Raw genomic sequence first — 15,870 nt, 5'->3', positions numbered from 1 at the left:
GGGGATTGTATCGCCGCCAAAGAAAAACCCGCCGGGCGGCGGGTTTTTCAAGGGCAACCAACCAGGGGTCGGTTTTATTTCTTCTTGATCGGCGCAGTGGTGGCCGGCACCGGGTCGCTGCCGTGGCGCTTGGTCATCCACCACTGCTGCAGCAGGCCCAGGCCACCGTTGACCACCCAGTACAGCACCAGGCCGGACGGCATGAAGGCCATCATGACGCCGAACACCAGCGGCATCATCTGCATCATCTTGGCCTGCATCGGGTCCATGCCCGGCGCCGGGGTCAGCTTCTGCGTGGCCCACATCACCGCCACGTTGATCACCGGCAGGATGAAGTACGGGTCGCGTGCGGTCAGATCCTGGATCCAGCCCAGCCACGGCGCCTGGCGCAGTTCCACCGATTCCACCAGCACCCAGTACAGGGCGAAGAAGATCGGCATCTGGATCAGGATCGGCAGGCAGCCGCCCATCGGGTTGATCTTTTCCTTCTTGTACAGCTCCATCATCGCGGTCTGGAACTTCTGGCGGTCATCGCCATAGCGTTCCTTGAGCTGCGCGATGCGCGGCTGGAAGCGACGCATCTTGGCGCCGCTCTTGTACTGCACCGCCGACAGCGGATACAGCACCAGCTTCAGCAGCACCACCAGGCCAACGATGGCCCAGCCCCAGTTGTTGACCACCTTGTGGACCTGGTTCAACACCCAGAACAGGCCCTGGCCGATGATGGCCATCAGCGAGAAGCGGCTGTAGTCGACCACGCGGTCCAGGCCCTTCACGTCTTCCTTGGCAAGCAGGTTCACCAGCTTCGGGCCCACCCACAGGCGTGCCTCGGTGCTGGCCTGCTGGCCGGCGGCCACGGTGAAGGCCGGGCCGGTGGCTTGGATCTGGTCGCGACCATCATGCTGGGACAGCACGTAGTTGGCGGCCTGGTCCGGCTGCGGGATCCACGCGGTGAAGAAGTGGTGCTGCAGCATCGCCAGCCAACCGCCGGTGATGGTGCGGTTGAGGTTGCCGTCGTCCAGGTAATCCTTGAATGCGCGACGCTCGTAGCCTTCCTGCGGGCTGAACCAGGTCGCGCCGTTGAAGCTGAACGAGTCCGGGTTGGTCATGCTGCGCGACAGGATGGTCGGGGTGCGGTCCAGGGTGCGGTACACGTAGCCGTTCCACGGCGCGGTGCTGCCGTTGACCACTTCGTCCTTCACCTTGATCGCGTACTCGTTGCGGCCCAGGGTGTAGGTACGGCGGATGGTCACACCGTTGGGACCGTTCCACACGAACGGGATCTGCAGTTCCTTCTGGTCCTTGCCCAGCACGAAGTCGCGGCTGTCGCCGACCAGCTTGAAGCCATTGGCTTCCGGCACCGGCATGCTCTTGTCCTGACTGGTCCAGCCGCTCACCGCGCGATACGGGTGCGTGCTCTCTTCAGTCAGCAGGCGCACCGGCGGGCTGCCGTCGGCCTTGGTCTGCGGGAACTGCAGCAGTTCGGCGTCCAGCACCGTGCCACCGTCCAGCACCAGGCGCAGGACGTCGGTGGTGACGGTGACGCGGGCGGCGCCGGCCTGGGCCGGGGCGGCCGGCTGGTTGGCCGGGGCGCTGCCCGGGGCCTGCGGCACCGTCGCGCCCGGGACCGACCCGGCGGCCCCCGGCACGGTCGCCTGGGTCTGGGCAGCCACGGTCGGGGTGGCCGGCGCGGCCTTGTCGCGGCCCCACTCCATCCACAGCAACACGGCCACCATCAGCCAGGCAAAAATCAGGAAAACGCGGGTCTGGTTCATCAGCGGGCAGGCTCGACGGGGCCGGCAGGTGAGGCCGGCTCGGACTGGGAAAGGGGTGCAACGCCCAGGGGCGGCGGCATTGTGCCGTCCGCGCCCGGCATGGGCAATGCGCCAAGGCGGCGCAGCAGGCGTTCAAAGGCCTGACGGATGTCTGCATTGCTGGCGGTACGGGCGGCGCTACGGGCAACGACGACAAAATCGCCGGCACTCATCCACGGCCGTAGGTGGCGTGTGGCATCGCGCAGCACACGCTTCACTCGGTTGCGACCCACGGCTCGGGGATCGACTTTGCGCGACACGGCGAGACCCAACCTGGCTGGCGTATCGCTCTTCAGCCAGTGCAGGGTCATCAGCGGATCGGACACACGGCGGGCGCCGTTGAAGACCGTTGTATATTCGGCACGCGTACGAACCCGCGCAGAGCGAGGAAATCGCTTGCGCGGGTCGGAACTGCTCACAGTCAGGATTGCGTCTGCCGCAGGAAGCGGCATTGCAATCAAGCGCTCAGGACTTTACGGCCCTTGGCGCGGCGACGCGACAGGATCTTGCGGCCGTCAGCGGTCTTCATACGGGCACGGAAGCCATGGTCGCGCTTACGCTTGAGGTTGCTGGGTTGGAAAGTGCGCTTGGTGGCCATGCGGGCCTCTATATGAAGGGGACGGAAAGAACCGGAAATTCTATAGACCTGACCAAGGTGCCGTCAAGTGTCTGGCACTACGGGATTTCATCGGGCTGTGCAATAGCTGTGGATCATTTTGTGAATAACTTTGGGACAACCATTCCCGGCCCCCCTCGTCGGTGGTAGTCTGCGCCATCCATTCTTCCCTCCTTCCGGCCTGCGGTGCGGCGGTTTCCTACGCCTGTACGCTGGCCCCAGACGATTATTGCCGATGGATGCCTGGTCCCGTTGTCTCGAACGCCTCGAAGCGGAGTTCCCGCCCGAGGATGTTCACACCTGGTTGAAGCCACTGCAGGCCGATCTGCGCGTGGACAGCCTGGTGCTTTATGCGCCAAACGCCTTCATTGTCGACCAGGTGCGCGAGCTGTACCTGCCGCGCATCAAGGAACTGCTGGCGCACTTCGCCGGTTTTGGCGACGTTTTTCTTGAAATCGGCTCGCGTCCGCGGGCCGTGGAGGCGCAGATTGCGCCGAATCCGGGCTTCGGCGCCCCGGCCGTGTCGGCCGAACCGCTGGTGCCGTTCGCCGGCAACCTGGATTCGCACTACACCTTCGCCAACTTCGTGGAGGGCCGCAGCAACCAGCTGGGCCTGGCCGCGGCGTTCCAGGCGGCGCAGAAACCGGGTGACCGGGCGCACAACCCGCTGCTGCTGTACGGCGGCACCGGCCTGGGCAAGACCCACCTGATGTTCGCGGCCGGCAATGCGATGCGCCAGGCCAACCCGGCTGCCAAGGTCCTGTACCTGCGCTCGGAACAGTTCTTCAGCGCGATGATCCGGGCGTTGCAGGAAAAAACCATGGATCAGTTCAAGCGCCAGTTCCAGCAGGTGGACGCGCTGCTGATCGATGACATCCAGTTCTTCGCCGGCAAGGACCGAACCCAGGAAGAGTTCTTCCACACGTTCAACGCCCTGTTCGACGGCAAGCAGCAGATCATCCTGACCTGCGACCGGTACCCGCGCGAAGTCGAGGGCCTGGAAGCACGGCTCAAGTCGCGCCTGGCCTGGGGCCTGTCGGTGGCCATCGAACCGCCGGACTTCGAGACCCGGGCCGCGATCGTGCTGGCCAAGGCACGTGAGCGTGGCACCGAGATTCCCGACGATGTGGCGTTTCTGATTGCCAAGAAGATGCGCTCCAATGTCCGCGACCTCGAGGGTGCGCTGAATACCCTGGCCGCACGCGCCAACTTCACCGGCCGTGCGATCACCACTGATTTTGCGCAGGAAACCCTGCGCGACCTGCTGCGCGCCCAGCAGCAGGCGATCAGCATTCCCAACATCCAGAAAACCGTGGCCGACTACTACGGGCTGCAGATCAAGGATCTGCTGTCCAAGCGTCGGACCCGGTCGCTGGCCCGTCCGCGCCAGGTAGCCATGGCGCTGACCAAGGAACTGACCGAGCACAGCCTGCCGGAAATCGGCGATGCCTTTGCCGGCCGGGACCACACCACGGTGCTGCATGCCTGCCGTCAGATCCGGACGTTGATGGAAGCCGACGGCAAGTTGCGGGAAGACTGGGACAAGCTGATCCGGAAGTTGAGCGAATGATGCATGCACGCCGCACAGGCGTCATCGCATAAAACGGTGCAGAATCCGGTAGCAAGCAGGGGACAGGGTGTGGATAAGAAATCGGGTAAATTTCCCGGGTGATTTATCCACAGCTTCACCCTCCCCCCGAGGGTTAGTAGTGCAGAGGGTTTCATCGTCTGAAACCTCTTTGTTTACAAAGACTTAGCTGTGTTTTCCAGCGATTCTGTTCCTACCATCACCACCAAGCTTTTGATTTATTCCATATTTTTTTAAAGCATAGGGGCACGGAACCACATGCGTTTCACACTGCAGCGCGAAGCCTTTCTCAAGCCGTTGGCACAAGTCGTCAACGTGGTCGAACGCCGCCAGACCCTGCCGGTTCTGGCAAATTTCCTGGTCCAGGTGCAGAACGGGCAGCTGTCGCTGACCGGTACGGACCTGGAAGTGGAAATGGTGTCGCGGATCGCGGTGGAAGATGCCCAGGACGGCGAGACCACCATCCCCGCCCGCAAGCTGTTCGAGATCATCCGCGCCCTGCCCGATGGCAGCCGGATCACCGTCTCGCAGACCGGTGACAAGATCACCGTGCAGGCCGGCCGCAGCCGCTTCACTCTGGCAACCCTGCCGGCCAACGACTTCCCGTCGGTGGACGAAGTGGAAGCCACCGAGCGTGTGGCCATCGGCGAAGCCACCCTGAAGGAACTGATCGAACGCACCGCGTTCGCGATGGCCCAGCAGGACGTGCGCTATTACCTCAACGGCCTGCTGTTCGATCTGCGCGGCGATGCCCTGCGGACCGTCGCCACCGACGGACACCGCCTGGCGCTGTGCGAAACCGAACTGGAAAAAGCCAGCGGCGCCAAGCGTCAGATCATCGTGCCGCGTAAGGGCGTGACCGAACTGCAGCGTCTGCTGGAAAGCGGCGATCGCGAGATCGAGCTGGAAGTCGGCCGCAGCCACGTGCGGGTCAAGCGCGACGATGTGACCTTCACCTCGAAGCTGATCGACGGCCGCTTCCCGGATTACGAGGCAGTGATCCCGATCGGTGCCGACCGCGAAGTGAAGGTCGACCGCGAAGCACTGCGTGCCTCGTTGCAGCGCGCCGCGATCCTGTCCAACGAGAAGTACCGCGGCATCCGCGTGGAAGTCTCGCCGGGCAACCTGAAGATCAGCGCGCACAACCCGGAGCAGGAAGAAGCCCAGGAAGAGATCGAAGCCGACACCACGGTGAGCGACCTGGCCATCGGCTTCAACGTGAACTATCTGCTGGACGCGTTGTCTGCACTGCGCGATGAGCACGTGGTCATCCAGCTGCGTGATTCGAACTCCTCTGCCCTGGTTCGTGAGGCCAGCAGCGAGAAGTCGCGTCATGTGGTGATGCCGCTGCGTCTGTGACCTGACGCGTGGTTCCACGTGGAACCGATGTGTTGAAGAAGCCCGGCCAAGTGCCGGGCTTTTTTTTGTTCCACGTGGAGCATTGCGGTTTGGAGCTAACGCGCTACGGTTTGGATCCTGGTTGGCGGCTGCTGACGATGCGTTGATCAACGACTCGCGACAGGGTTGATCGCCGCAGCGTTCGACGTCGGCAGATACACCGAGTTGGGCTGAAGTTCCACTGCTGCCATGTGTTGGTTTGGCGTTCCAGGGCGACGGCTCGTTTGCGTGCCTGGATCACTGCTCTATGCTTTAAAAACTGTATATAAATCTAAAGCTAGGTGGTGGTGGTAGGGCCAGATTTGGTTGAAAAGTACCTTATCCTATTGAAATACAAGGGAATGTTAGGCCTGAAACCCCCTACATAAGGCCCCCTGAGGCTGGGGGTGATCCTGTGGATATCTTTCAAGGCGGGTTTTGGGCCTGCTTTTATCCACAGCTCGTACATGAGTTGTGCATAAGTCATACAGAGCCTCTGTGGACAGCGAAATGCAGCCGCGCCGTATTTGGCCAGATCTGAATAGGCATGCCGGGTCCACTGCAGCAGATTTCAAAGAATTCGCCCGCTGCAGGAATCGAACCCCGAGAAGTGCCGGGCAAAAACCCACCCAATTTCTTGAAATCTGCAGGGCTTCCGCCCTGCCCGGCCGCCAGATTTCAAGAAATTCACGGTGCTGCGCGGCCATGTGGCGGGCGGCTAAGTGCCCTGAGCTGGTGCATCGCAGTGGATCGGGCGCGCAGGAAGCGCGTTCACCCCGCGGCCCACGTGAAACACACCCGATGCAGTAAGCTGATCGATTACCCCAACCCGACTGCCGCCCTGTGCGGCCGTGATCGACTGCATGCACATCCGCCGCTTGTCCCTGCACCAGGTTCGCCGCTTTGACCACGTGGAACTGGCCCCCGAGCCGGGCATCAACCTGATTACCGGTGACAACGGTGCCGGCAAGACCAGCGTGCTGGAGGCCCTGCATGTGATGGCGTACGGGCGCAGTTTCCGCGGACGGGTGCGCGACGGCCTGGTGCGCGAAGGACAGGACGCGCTGGAAGTCTTCGTGGAGTGGGACGAATGCCGCGAAGGCGCGTCAAGTTCCACGCGGCGCAAGGCCGGGCTGCGGCACAGCGGGCAGGAATGGAAGGGCCGGCTCGATGGCGAAGACGTCGCGCAGCTGGGAAACCTTTGCGCAGCGCTGGCCGTGGTGACCTTCGAGCCCGGCAGCCACGCCCTGGTCAGCGGCGGTGGCGAACCGCGCCGTCGCTTCCTCGATTGGGGTTTGTTCCACGTGGAACCAGACTTTCTTGCGCTGTGGCGGCGCTACTCGCGGGCGTTGAAGCAGCGCAATGCCCTGCTGAAGCAAGGGGGCAACGCCCATGCGCTGGATGCGTGGGACCACGAGCTTGCCGAGGCCGGCGAGCCGCTGACCACGCGCCGCCAGCACTACCTGGAGCGGCTGCAGGACCGGGCCACCGCGTTGGCCCAGGTGCTGGCGCCCAACCTGGGCATACAGTCGATGACGCTGAGCCCAGGCTGGCGCAAACAGGATGTGTCCCTGTCCGATGCCCTGTTGCTGGCGCGGGAACGCGACCGCATGGCCGGCTACACCTCCGTCGGCCCGCACCGCGCGGACTGGAGCGTGGGCTTTGCCAGCATTCCAGGCCGCGACGCCTTGTCCCGGGGCCAGGCCAAGCTCACGGCGCTGACCTGCCTGCTGGCACAGGCCGAGGACTACGCCGAGCAGCGCGGCGAATGGCCGGTGATCGCGCTGGACGATCTGTCTTCCGAGCTGGATCGCAACCACCAGGCCCGGGTGCTGGACCGCCTGAAGTCCGGGCCCGCGCAGATATTCATCACCGCCACCGAGACCCCCGCGGCGCTACACGACGCCACCGATATCACCCGGTTCCACGTGGAACATGGGCAGGTCCAGCCTGTGCCATAGTGGTCGGGAGGGCGCATGCGCCCGACTGGTATAATTGCTGTTGCAACCCCTTACCCACGGTGCCCCGCGTCAAGCGGCGGCCCGACCTGCGGAGCCTACGGCAAGCGCAATGACTGAAGAACAGAACACCCCGGCAAACAGCGGCAACTACGACGCCAACAGCATCACCGCCCTGGAAGGGCTGGAAGCTGTCCGCAAGCGTCCTGGTATGTACATCGGCGACGTCCATGACGGCACCGGTCTGCACCACATGGTGTTCGAGGTCGTCGACAACTCCATCGATGAAGCCTTGGCCGGCCACGCCGACCACGTGTCTGTGATGATTCACGCCGATGGCTCGGTCTCCGTCTCCGACAACGGTCGCGGTATCCCGACCGGCAAGCACGAGCAGATGAGCAAGAAGCTCGACCGCGACGTGTCTGCTGCCGAAGTGGTCATGACCGTGCTGCACGCAGGCGGCAAGTTCGACGACAACAGCTACAAGGTGTCCGGCGGCCTGCACGGCGTGGGCGTCAGCGTGGTCAACGCGCTGTCGCAGAAGCTGGTCCTGGACATCTACCAGGGCGGCTTCCACTACCAGCAGGAATACGCCGACGGTGCGGCACTGCACCCGTTGAAGCAGGTGGCCGCCAGCACCAAGCGCGGCACCACCCTGCGCTTCTGGCCATCGCTGAAGGCGTTCCACGACAACGTGGAATTCCACTACGACATCCTGGCCCGTCGCCTGCGTGAGCTGTCCTTCCTCAATTCCGGCGTCAAGATCGTGCTGGCGGACGAGCGTGGCGATGGCCGCCGCGACGACTTCCATTACGAAGGCGGCATCCGCAGCTTCGTGGAGCATCTGGCGCAGTTGAAGACGCCGCTGCACCCGAACGTGATCTCGGTAACCGGCGAGTCCAACGGCATCACCGTGGACGTGGCGCTGCAGTGGACCGATTCCTACCAGGAAACGATGTACTGCTTCACCAACAACATTCCGCAGAAGGACGGTGGTACCCACCTCGCCGGCTTCCGCGGTGCGCTGACCCGCGTGCTCAACAACTACATCGAGCAGAACGGCATCGCCAAGCAGGCCAAGATCAACCTGACCGGCGATGACATGCGCGAAGGCATGATCGCCGTGCTGTCGGTCAAGGTGCCGGACCCGAGCTTCTCCAGCCAGACCAAGGAAAAGCTGGTCAGCTCGGACGTGCGCCCGGCCGTGGAAAGTGCCTTTGGCCAGCGCCTGGAAGAATTCCTGCAGGAAAACCCGAACGAAGCCAAGGCGATCGCCGGCAAGATCGTCGACGCTGCGCGTGCCCGCGAAGCCGCGCGCAAGGCGCGCGATCTGACCCGCCGCAAGGGCGCGCTGGATATCGCTGGCCTGCCCGGCAAGCTGGCTGACTGCCAGGAAAAAGACCCGGCGCTGTCCGAACTGTTCATCGTCGAGGGTGACTCGGCAGGTGGCTCGGCCAAGCAGGGACGCAACCGCAAGAACCAGGCGGTGCTGCCCCTGCGCGGCAAGATCCTCAACGTGGAACGTGCCCGCTTCGATCGCATGCTGGCCTCGGACCAGGTCGGTACGCTGATCACCGCGCTGGGTACCGGCATTGGTCGGGACGAGTACAACCCGGACAAACTGCGCTACCACCGCATCATCATCATGACCGACGCCGACGTCGACGGCGCGCACATCCGTACGCTGCTGTTGACCTTCTTCTACCGGCAGATGCCGGAGCTGATCGAGCGCGGCCACATCTACATCGGCCTGCCCCCGCTGTACAAGATCAAGCAGGGCAAGCAGGAGCTGTACCTGAAGGACGACCCGGCGCTGGATGCCTATCTGGCCAGCAGCGCGGTGGAAAACGCGTCGCTGATTCCGGCCGATGGCGAACCGGGCATCGAAGGTGTGGCCCTGGAAAAGCTGCTGCTCTCCTACGCCTCGGCGCAGGAAGCGATCAGCCGCAACGCCCACCGGTACGACCGCCAGGTGCTCGAGGCCCTGATCGATTTCACCCCGATGGATCTGGAACACCTGCGCAAGGCCGGTGCCGATGAGGGCCTGGGTGCGCTGGCGACGCGTCTCAACCGCAGCAGCCTGGGCTCGCCGCGCTTCGGCCTGGAACTGCAGGAACCCACCGAGGAGCGTCCGGCCGCACTGCTGGTCACGCGCCGCCACATGGGCGAAGCGTTGATCCAGGTGCTGCCATTGTCGGCCTTCGAAACCGGTGAACTGCGTGCCCTGCACCAGTCCTCGCTGCTGCTGCACGGCCTGGTCCGCGCCGGTGCGAAGATCAGCCGCGGCGCCAAGTCGGCCGAGATCGAGAGCTTCGCGCAGGCACGCGAGTGGCTGCTCGAGGAAGGCAAGAAGGGCCGTCAGATCCAGCGCTTCAAGGGCCTGGGCGAAATGAACCCGGAACAGCTGTGGGACACCACGGTCAACCCGGACACCCGCCGCCTGCTGCAGGTGCGGATCGAAGACGCCGTTGCGGCCGACCAGATCTTCAGCACCTTGATGGGCGATGTGGTGGAGCCGCGGCGTGACTTCATCGAAGACAACGCGTTGAAGGTCGCCAACCTGGATATCTGACACAATCGGGGCACGGCCGGCCGCCTGCGCACTGCAGGCGGGCCGGCCAATGCCTTCTGCTGCCAGGAATCCGATGTCTGCTACCGCACCGGCGTCCACCGCCACGCCCCCGTTGCCCCCTGCCTCGCCGTCGGCCTCCGGCGGCAAGCGCGGTTCCCCCGTTGCCGGCTTCTTCATCGACTTGGGCATCGCCGTCGTCGCGCTGTTCGGGCTGAGCCTGATCAGTGGACTGGCCTGGGGCCTATATCGCGGTGCCGTGGTGGGTGCGCAGGCGGCACGCGACGGCACTCCCCTCGATACCGGCGCGCTGTCCCAGCAACTGGGCCAGCCCGGCGCCCTGGCGCAGATCCTGATGGCGTTGATCGCCACCGGCGGCGCCGCCCTTCTGCTGTATTTCCTGCGACGTCGTGCCGACGCCGCCGAACGGCACGCCTCGATGCAGGCCGCACGCCGTCCCTCAACCTGGGGCTGGACCCTGCTGGTGGCCACCGGCGTGGTGATCGGCAGCAACCTGATCGCCTACCTGGCCAAGCAGGCCGGGGTTGAACCGGTTCCCACCAACCTGGCCTTGATGGAACAGGCGCTCAGCCGTTTCCCGTGGTTCCTGGCCGTGTTCGCCATCGTGCTCGCCCCCGCCTACGAAGAACTGCTGTTCCGTCGCGTGCTGTTCGGGCGCTTGTGGAAGGCCGGCCGCATCTGGCTGGGCGTGCTGTTGAGCAGCCTGGCCTTCGCGCTGGTGCATGAAATTCCCGGCACCAGCGCCAACGGCCCGCTGGAAATCGCGCAGCTCTGGCTGGTGTACGGCGGCATGGGCGCGGCCTTTGCATGGCTGTACCAGCGCACCGGCACCCTGTGGGCGCCGATCGTGGCGCACGGCTTGAACAACGCCATCGCCCTGGCGGCGCTGGTGTTTCTGGGTCTTCACTGATCCACCGCTTCGCTTGACGAAAATTTACGGCGCGCAGTTCCACACTGGGCACATGAACACGGGGGAGCTTCGATGAAACCAGTGCTGTTCGGGGTCGCGTTGGCGCTGCTGGTCAGCGCATGTGCGACCACCACCTCACCCACCGGCCGCCGGCAAATGGTGGGCGGCGTGTCGCAGGCCGAGCTGGACCAGTTGGGTGCGCAGGCATTCAACGAGACCAAGCAGAAGGAAAAGGTCAGCAGCGACGGTCGCCAGAATGGCTACGTGCAGTGCGTGGTCAATGCGCTGGTCGCGCAGCTGCCGCCACAGTACCGGGGCGTACGGTGGGAAACTGCGGTATTCGTCGACGCCGAACCCAATGCGTTTGCCCTGCCCGGCGGCAAGGTGGGGGTCAATACCGGCATCTTCACCGTGGCCAAGAACCAGGACCAGCTGGCCTCCGTGATCGGCCATGAGATCGGCCATGTCATCTCGCGGCACCACGAAGAGCGCCTGACGCGGCAGATGGGCGCGCAGACCGGCCTGGCCGTGCTTGGCGCGCTGGCCGGCGCCGCCTATGGCGATGGCGCCGCCGGCACGGTCAACCAGCTGGGCGGCATGACCGCGCAGACGGCCTTCCTGCTGCCCGGGTCACGCACCCAGGAAAGCGAGGCCGATGTCGTGGGTCAGCGGCTGATGGCCGAGGCCGGTTTCGATCCAGGCCAGGCGGTCAACCTGTGGCAGAACATGATGGCCGCCAGTGGCGGGCGATCCCCCCAATGGCTGTCCACCCACCCCGATCCGGCCAACCGCATCCGCGAACTGCAGCGTGACGCGCCGGCCCTGAGTGGGGTATACCAGCAGGCCCAGTCCGCAGGACGCAGGCCGAAGTGCGGCTGATGCGACCGAAAGATGCTGTATTGCAGCATCGGAAACGATTTCTCACGCCATGAGTTTCTGATACGTTTGGCGGCTCAGATTTTTCTGACAGTCCGTTTTGATGCCGCTGCGGCGGTTCGATCGAGGTGAAAGATGATTTTCAGCAACTCAAAGCACGCCGTCCTTTCCGTCCTCATCGCGACCGCCATCGGTGGCGTCATGGTCACCGATGCGTTTGCCCAGTCGCGTTCGGCTGAGCGCAACAATGAGCGCCGCGGTGGCAAGAACAAGGCCACCAAGGCCGAGCCGCTGTATCCGCAGGCGACCCGCCAGGAGCCGGACGGCAAGTCCTCGGCCAAGCTTGGCAGCAAGCTGCAGAAGCTGATTGACACCTACAACGACCAGAAGTTCCCCGAGACCCGCACGCTGGCCGATGAAATCCTGGCCAACAGTGCCGCCAACGACTACGACAAGTCCCTGGCCGCGCAGCTGGCCTCGCAGGCGGCCTACCAGACCGAAGACAACGTCGCGGCCAAGAAGTACCTGCAGCAGGTGCTGCAGTTCAATGGCCTGGACAACAACGGCCACTACCAGTCGCTGCTGATGCTGGCCCAGCTGCAGCTGCAGGACGACGAGACCGCCGCCGGTCTGGCCACCCTGGACAAGTACTTCGCCGAAACCAAGTCGGCCAAGCCCGAAGAGCTGGTCATCAAGGGCCAGGCCCTGTACCAGACCCAGCGCTACGCCGAGGCCATCCCGTTGCTGCAGCAGGCCATTGCCGGTGCCACCGAGCCCAAGGACAGCTGGAACCAGCTGCTGATGGCGGCCATGGCCGAAGCGGGCCAGACCGGTGAAGCGGTCAAGCAGGCCGAAGGCATCGTCGCGCGCAACCCCAACGACAAGAAAGCCCAGCTGAACCTGGCCAGCATGTACATGCAGGCCGATCAGATGGACAAGGCCGCCGCGGTGATGGACAAGCTGCGTGCAGCCGGCCAGCTCACCGAAGAGCGCGAGTACAAGCAGCTGTACTCGATCTACGCCAATACCGAGAACAAGGAAAAGGACGTCATCGCGGTCATCAACGAGGGGTTGCAGAAGGGCATCCTGAAGCCGGATTACCAGGTTTACCTGGCCCTGGCCCAGTCCTACTACTATTCCGACGAGGTGCCGAAGGCGATCGAAGCGTGGCAGAAGGCCGCTCCGCTCTCCAAGGACGGTGAAACCTACTTGAATCTGGCACGCGTTTTGCATGCCGAAGGTCGCATCCCCGAAGCCAAGCAGGCTGCCCAGCAGGCCTTGGCCAAGGGTGTGAAGAATCAGGCCGATGCCAAGAAAATCATCAACCTGAAGTAAGTAGGAATAACGCCTGAACGCCTGCCACAGTGATGCGCAGGCGCTCAGGATTGGTATAAGCTTGGAGGTTCCTGCGGTGTCATGCACCGCTGATCATGGGCTACCTGTCCCCGGGTATCCCGGCCCCACTAATGAGCTCTTGGCGCATGACGGAACAACTAGTCGTTCACAGGTACGAACAACGCGATGACACCGGCTTAAGCTGGCCGCGAATCGTGGGTATCGCTTTTGTAATCGCACTGCATCTCGCCGCCTTCATGATGCTTCTGATCCCGGCCGTGGCTCCCAAGGCCGCTGCGGAGAAAGAACGCAACATCATGGTGACCCTGGTCGACGCTCCGCCGCCGCCCCCACCGCCGCCGCCGCCGCCGCCGCCGACGGACACTCCGCCGCCGCCGGTCAAGAACCTGTCGCCGCCCAAGCCCTCGCCGGTGCCGCCACCGCCGCAGGCTCCCGTGGTCGACGTGCCGGAACCGCGCGCCAACGACATCGTCACCCCGCCGAGCCCGCCGTCGCCGCCCGCGCCGCCGAGCACGATCGAGGCAAGTGTCGATATCTCCTCGAAGAACATGAACCCCCCGCGTTACCCGCCGGCCGCATTCCGTGCAGGTATCCAGGGTGAAGTCATCCTGATCATTGATGTCGACGCCAATGGCAACGTCACCAATGTGTCGGTCGAACGGTCCAGCCGTAACCGTGACCTCGACCGCGCCGCAATGGACGCAGCTCGCAAGTGGAGCTTCCGTTCTGCGGAGTCGGGCGGGAAGAAGGTCGCAGGTCGCGTTCGCGTCCCGGTCAACTTTGCGCTGAACTGATGGTCGCTGGTGGCCCGCCGGCCACCGCTCCATCGGTCGTTTACAGCTACACCATTCATCACCACACACAACAAAGGTAAGCGTCATGCTGCAGGAACTCTTCATCGCCGCTGCTGCCGGGGGCAACCCGTCGAATGCCCTCTCGCAGATGGGCTTCGAGCATCTGATCCACGAAATGACCACCCAGCCGGGTGACTTCGCCGTCTCCTGGGTCGTGCTGCTGACCCTGATCATCATGTCGGCCATGTCCTGGTACTGGACCGTCATCAACATCTTCCGCGCTACCCGCCTGAAGAGCGCTGCCGACAAGGTCGTGAGCCTGTTCTGGGATACCCCGAACGCCCAGGACGCCATCCGTGCGATGGAAGAGCAGCCGGCTTCCGAGCCCTTCTCGAAGATCGCGCTGGACGCTGCCCAGGCAGCTGCCCACCACCAGCGTGCCGAAGGCGGCGCAACCGGTGGCCTGGGTGAGAACCTGAGCCGTTCGGAGTTCGTCGACCGCGCCCTGCGTCAGGCCGTGACCCGCGAAAGCAACAACCTGCAGTCGGGCATGACCCTGCTGGCCACCGTCGGTGCAACCGCTCCGTTCGTCGGTCTGCTGGGTACCGTGTGGGGCATCTACGGCGCGCTGATCAAGATCGGTGCCACCGGTTCCGCCTCGATCGACGCCGTTGCAGGCCCGGTGGGTGAAGCACTGATCATGACCGCCATCGGTCTGTTCGTGGCTATCCCGGCCGTGTTCGCCTTCAACTTCTTCAGCAAGATCAACAGCGCCACGATCAGCAAGTTCGATACGTTCGCTCACGACCTGCACGACTTCTTCGCCACCGGTTCGCGCGTTCGCTAATTGCGACGCGCTTTACCTGGCGAGAACGTAGTCAACACGATCTAGACGGAGCCCGTTATGGCTTTCAGTAGTGGTAACAGCGGCGGCCCCATGGCCGACATCAACGTTACGCCCCTCGTGGACGTGATGCTGGTGCTGCTGATCATCTTCATCATCACGGCGCCCCTGATGTCCCACAAGGTCAAGGTGGATCTGCCGGAGGCCAACCTGGTGCAGAACCCGGAAGACGCTGAGAAGCGTTCGGGCCCGATCACCCTGGCAGTCAAGGAAGACGGCTCGATCTACTGGAACGACGAGGAAATCAACAAGCAGACGCTCGAGTCGCGCTTGTCGACCGCCGCCCAGCAGACCCCGCAGCCCCCGCTCAATCTGCGTGGTGACCGCACCACCAAGATGCGTGTCATCAACGAGATGACCAAGATTGCGCAGGAGCAGGGCATGCTCGACGTTGGCTTCGTTGCCACCAAAGAGAAGGGGCAGTAAGCCATGGCGTTCAGTACTGGTGGTAACAAGGGGCCCATGGCCGACATCAACGTCACGCCCCTCGTGGACGTGATGCTGGTGCTGCTGATCATCTTCATCGTCACCGCGCCGATCATGACGTACCCGATCGCCGTGGACCTGCCGCAGCGCGTGCTCAACCCACCGCCGCAGCTGGTCGAGCCGCCGCCGCCGATCGAACTCAAGATCGACGCCAGCAACCAGGTCTCGTGGAACAACAGCCCGGTGGCTACCGGCGAGTTGCAGCAGCGGATGGAACAGGAGGTCCAGAAGGACCCGACGAACCAGCCGGAACTGCGCATCGACGCCAGCCCGGACTCTGAGTACGACGTGATGGCCAAGGTATTGGCCGCCGCGAAGAACGCTCAGATGAAGAAGATCGGCTTCGTACAGCAGTAAATCGCACGACGCAGTCATGACGCGACTGGAAAACGCCCCTGGAGACAGGGGCGTTTTTTTTTGGTTCTTCGCCCATTTGCGGGGTAAGCAGGATGGAACCTTGGCGCTTTCCAGGCGCGGCCGTCGGCGGGTCGGGCGCTGGGCCCCCAGACCCTTTCCGGCGAATGTCCCCCGGCGTCGGCCTGCGGCCGCCCCCTCCTCCTTTATTTCGCCTCCAAGGGCATGGGGGCCCAGCGCCCGACCC

At 63.9% G+C, this 15,870-nt stretch carries 14 protein-coding genes; 11 read left to right on the top strand and 3 right to left on the bottom strand.

The features are described 5' to 3' along the window. Window positions 1–74: 74 nt before the first annotated feature. Genes yidC through rpmH form a run of 3 tightly spaced genes read right to left on the bottom strand, consistent with a single transcriptional unit; the run spans window position 75 to window position 2,412 of the window. On the bottom strand, window positions 75–1,775 hold the full coding sequence (gene yidC / locus AC1DCJ_RS16695; RefSeq protein ID WP_478071434.1) for a membrane protein insertase YidC: 1,701 nt from the start codon (window positions 1,773–1,775) through the stop codon (window positions 75–77). Next, window positions 1,775–2,266 carry a ribonuclease P protein component gene (gene rnpA, locus AC1DCJ_RS16690; protein WP_081797298.1) on the bottom strand — a complete coding sequence of 164 codons (492 nt, stop codon included), beginning with the start codon at window positions 2,264–2,266 and terminating at the stop codon, window positions 1,775–1,777. Before rnpA ends, yidC begins: the two co-directional genes overlap by 1 nt. Before the next feature lie 5 nt (window positions 2,267–2,271). After that, window positions 2,272–2,412 carry a 50S ribosomal protein L34 gene (rpmH, locus tag AC1DCJ_RS16685; RefSeq protein ID WP_006404565.1) on the bottom strand — a complete coding sequence of 47 codons (141 nt, stop codon included), beginning with the start codon at window positions 2,410–2,412 and terminating at the stop codon, window positions 2,272–2,274. Between the two features lie 253 nt (window positions 2,413–2,665). On the opposite strand from rpmH, the gene dnaA reads away from it, so the two are divergent. From dnaA to AC1DCJ_RS16630, 11 genes are all read left to right on the top strand, one after another. Then, window positions 2,666–4,000, top strand: a complete 1,335-nt coding sequence (dnaA, locus tag AC1DCJ_RS16680; protein ID WP_478071433.1) for a chromosomal replication initiator protein DnaA — start codon at window positions 2,666–2,668, stop codon at window positions 3,998–4,000. A 276-nt stretch (window positions 4,001–4,276) separates the two neighbouring features. After that, window positions 4,277–5,377 carry a DNA polymerase III subunit beta gene (dnaN, locus tag AC1DCJ_RS16675; RefSeq protein WP_019184048.1) on the top strand — a complete coding sequence of 367 codons (1,101 nt, stop codon included), beginning with the start codon at window positions 4,277–4,279 and terminating at the stop codon, window positions 5,375–5,377. An 881-nt stretch (window positions 5,378–6,258) separates the two neighbouring features. After that, entirely contained in the window at window positions 6,259–7,356 is a 1,098-nt protein-coding gene (gene recF, locus AC1DCJ_RS16670; RefSeq protein WP_478071432.1) for a DNA replication/repair protein RecF, read from the top strand. A gap of 109 nt (window positions 7,357–7,465) precedes the next feature. Next, window positions 7,466–9,925 carry a DNA topoisomerase (ATP-hydrolyzing) subunit B gene (gyrB, locus tag AC1DCJ_RS16665; protein WP_478071431.1) on the top strand — a complete coding sequence of 820 codons (2,460 nt, stop codon included), beginning with the start codon at window positions 7,466–7,468 and terminating at the stop codon, window positions 9,923–9,925. A gap of 73 nt (window positions 9,926–9,998) precedes the next feature. Further along, the gene (locus AC1DCJ_RS16660) at window positions 9,999–10,853 is read left to right on the top strand and encodes a CPBP family intramembrane glutamic endopeptidase (RefSeq protein ID WP_137191474.1); all 855 of its coding nucleotides are present in this window, start codon (window positions 9,999–10,001) and stop codon (window positions 10,851–10,853) included. Between the two features lie 72 nt (window positions 10,854–10,925). Then, on the top strand, window positions 10,926–11,732 hold the full coding sequence (locus AC1DCJ_RS16655; RefSeq protein ID WP_478071430.1) for a M48 family metallopeptidase: 807 nt from the start codon (window positions 10,926–10,928) through the stop codon (window positions 11,730–11,732). Between the two features lie 132 nt (window positions 11,733–11,864). Further along, a complete protein-coding gene (locus AC1DCJ_RS16650; RefSeq protein ID WP_137191472.1) occupies window positions 11,865–13,064 on the top strand; it encodes a tetratricopeptide repeat protein in 1,200 nt (399 codons plus the stop codon). A 146-nt stretch (window positions 13,065–13,210) separates the two neighbouring features. Further along, window positions 13,211–13,879, top strand: a complete 669-nt coding sequence (locus AC1DCJ_RS16645; protein WP_038691530.1) for an energy transducer TonB — start codon at window positions 13,211–13,213, stop codon at window positions 13,877–13,879. A gap of 85 nt (window positions 13,880–13,964) precedes the next feature. Further along, window positions 13,965–14,726 (top strand): TonB-system energizer ExbB, encoded by a 762-nt coding sequence (gene exbB, locus AC1DCJ_RS16640; protein ID WP_137191471.1) that lies wholly within the window; start codon window positions 13,965–13,967, stop codon window positions 14,724–14,726. A 57-nt stretch (window positions 14,727–14,783) separates the two neighbouring features. Beyond that, window positions 14,784–15,209, top strand: a complete 426-nt coding sequence (locus tag AC1DCJ_RS16635) for an ExbD/TolR family protein (protein WP_038691526.1) — start codon at window positions 14,784–14,786, stop codon at window positions 15,207–15,209. A gap of 3 nt (window positions 15,210–15,212) precedes the next feature. Continuing rightward, window positions 15,213–15,626, top strand: coding sequence for an ExbD/TolR family protein (locus AC1DCJ_RS16630; protein ID WP_038691524.1), 414 nt, complete (start codon window positions 15,213–15,215; stop codon window positions 15,624–15,626). Window positions 15,627–15,870: the final 244 nt, after the last annotated feature.

The sequence above is a fragment of the Stenotrophomonas sp. 10N36 genome, from assembly GCF_056395005.1.
This window is presented reverse-complemented; position numbering and strand designations above follow the sequence as displayed.

What these genes read in the sequence shown, in the direction of transcription:
- yidC (WP_478071434.1), bottom strand. Translation starts at nt 1,775, where the DNA reads ATGAACCAGACCCGCGTTTTCCTGATTTTTGCCTGGCTGATGGTGGCC.
- rnpA (WP_081797298.1), bottom strand. Translation starts at nt 2,266, where the DNA reads ATGCCGCTTCCTGCGGCAGACGCAATCCTGACTGTGAGCAGTTCCGAC.
- rpmH (WP_006404565.1), bottom strand. Translation starts at nt 2,412, where the DNA reads ATGGCCACCAAGCGCACTTTCCAACCCAGCAACCTCAAGCGTAAGCGC.
- dnaA (WP_478071433.1), top strand. Translation starts at nt 2,666, where the DNA reads ATGGATGCCTGGTCCCGTTGTCTCGAACGCCTCGAAGCGGAGTTCCCG.
- dnaN (WP_019184048.1), top strand. Translation starts at nt 4,277, where the DNA reads ATGCGTTTCACACTGCAGCGCGAAGCCTTTCTCAAGCCGTTGGCACAA.
- recF (WP_478071432.1), top strand. Translation starts at nt 6,259, where the DNA reads ATGCACATCCGCCGCTTGTCCCTGCACCAGGTTCGCCGCTTTGACCAC.
- gyrB (WP_478071431.1), top strand. Translation starts at nt 7,466, where the DNA reads ATGACTGAAGAACAGAACACCCCGGCAAACAGCGGCAACTACGACGCC.
- AC1DCJ_RS16660 (WP_137191474.1), top strand. Translation starts at nt 9,999, where the DNA reads ATGTCTGCTACCGCACCGGCGTCCACCGCCACGCCCCCGTTGCCCCCT.
- AC1DCJ_RS16655 (WP_478071430.1), top strand. Translation starts at nt 10,926, where the DNA reads ATGAAACCAGTGCTGTTCGGGGTCGCGTTGGCGCTGCTGGTCAGCGCA.
- AC1DCJ_RS16650 (WP_137191472.1), top strand. Translation starts at nt 11,865, where the DNA reads ATGATTTTCAGCAACTCAAAGCACGCCGTCCTTTCCGTCCTCATCGCG.
- AC1DCJ_RS16645 (WP_038691530.1), top strand. Translation starts at nt 13,211, where the DNA reads ATGACGGAACAACTAGTCGTTCACAGGTACGAACAACGCGATGACACC.
- exbB (WP_137191471.1), top strand. Translation starts at nt 13,965, where the DNA reads ATGCTGCAGGAACTCTTCATCGCCGCTGCTGCCGGGGGCAACCCGTCG.
- AC1DCJ_RS16635 (WP_038691526.1), top strand. Translation starts at nt 14,784, where the DNA reads ATGGCTTTCAGTAGTGGTAACAGCGGCGGCCCCATGGCCGACATCAAC.
- AC1DCJ_RS16630 (WP_038691524.1), top strand. Translation starts at nt 15,213, where the DNA reads ATGGCGTTCAGTACTGGTGGTAACAAGGGGCCCATGGCCGACATCAAC.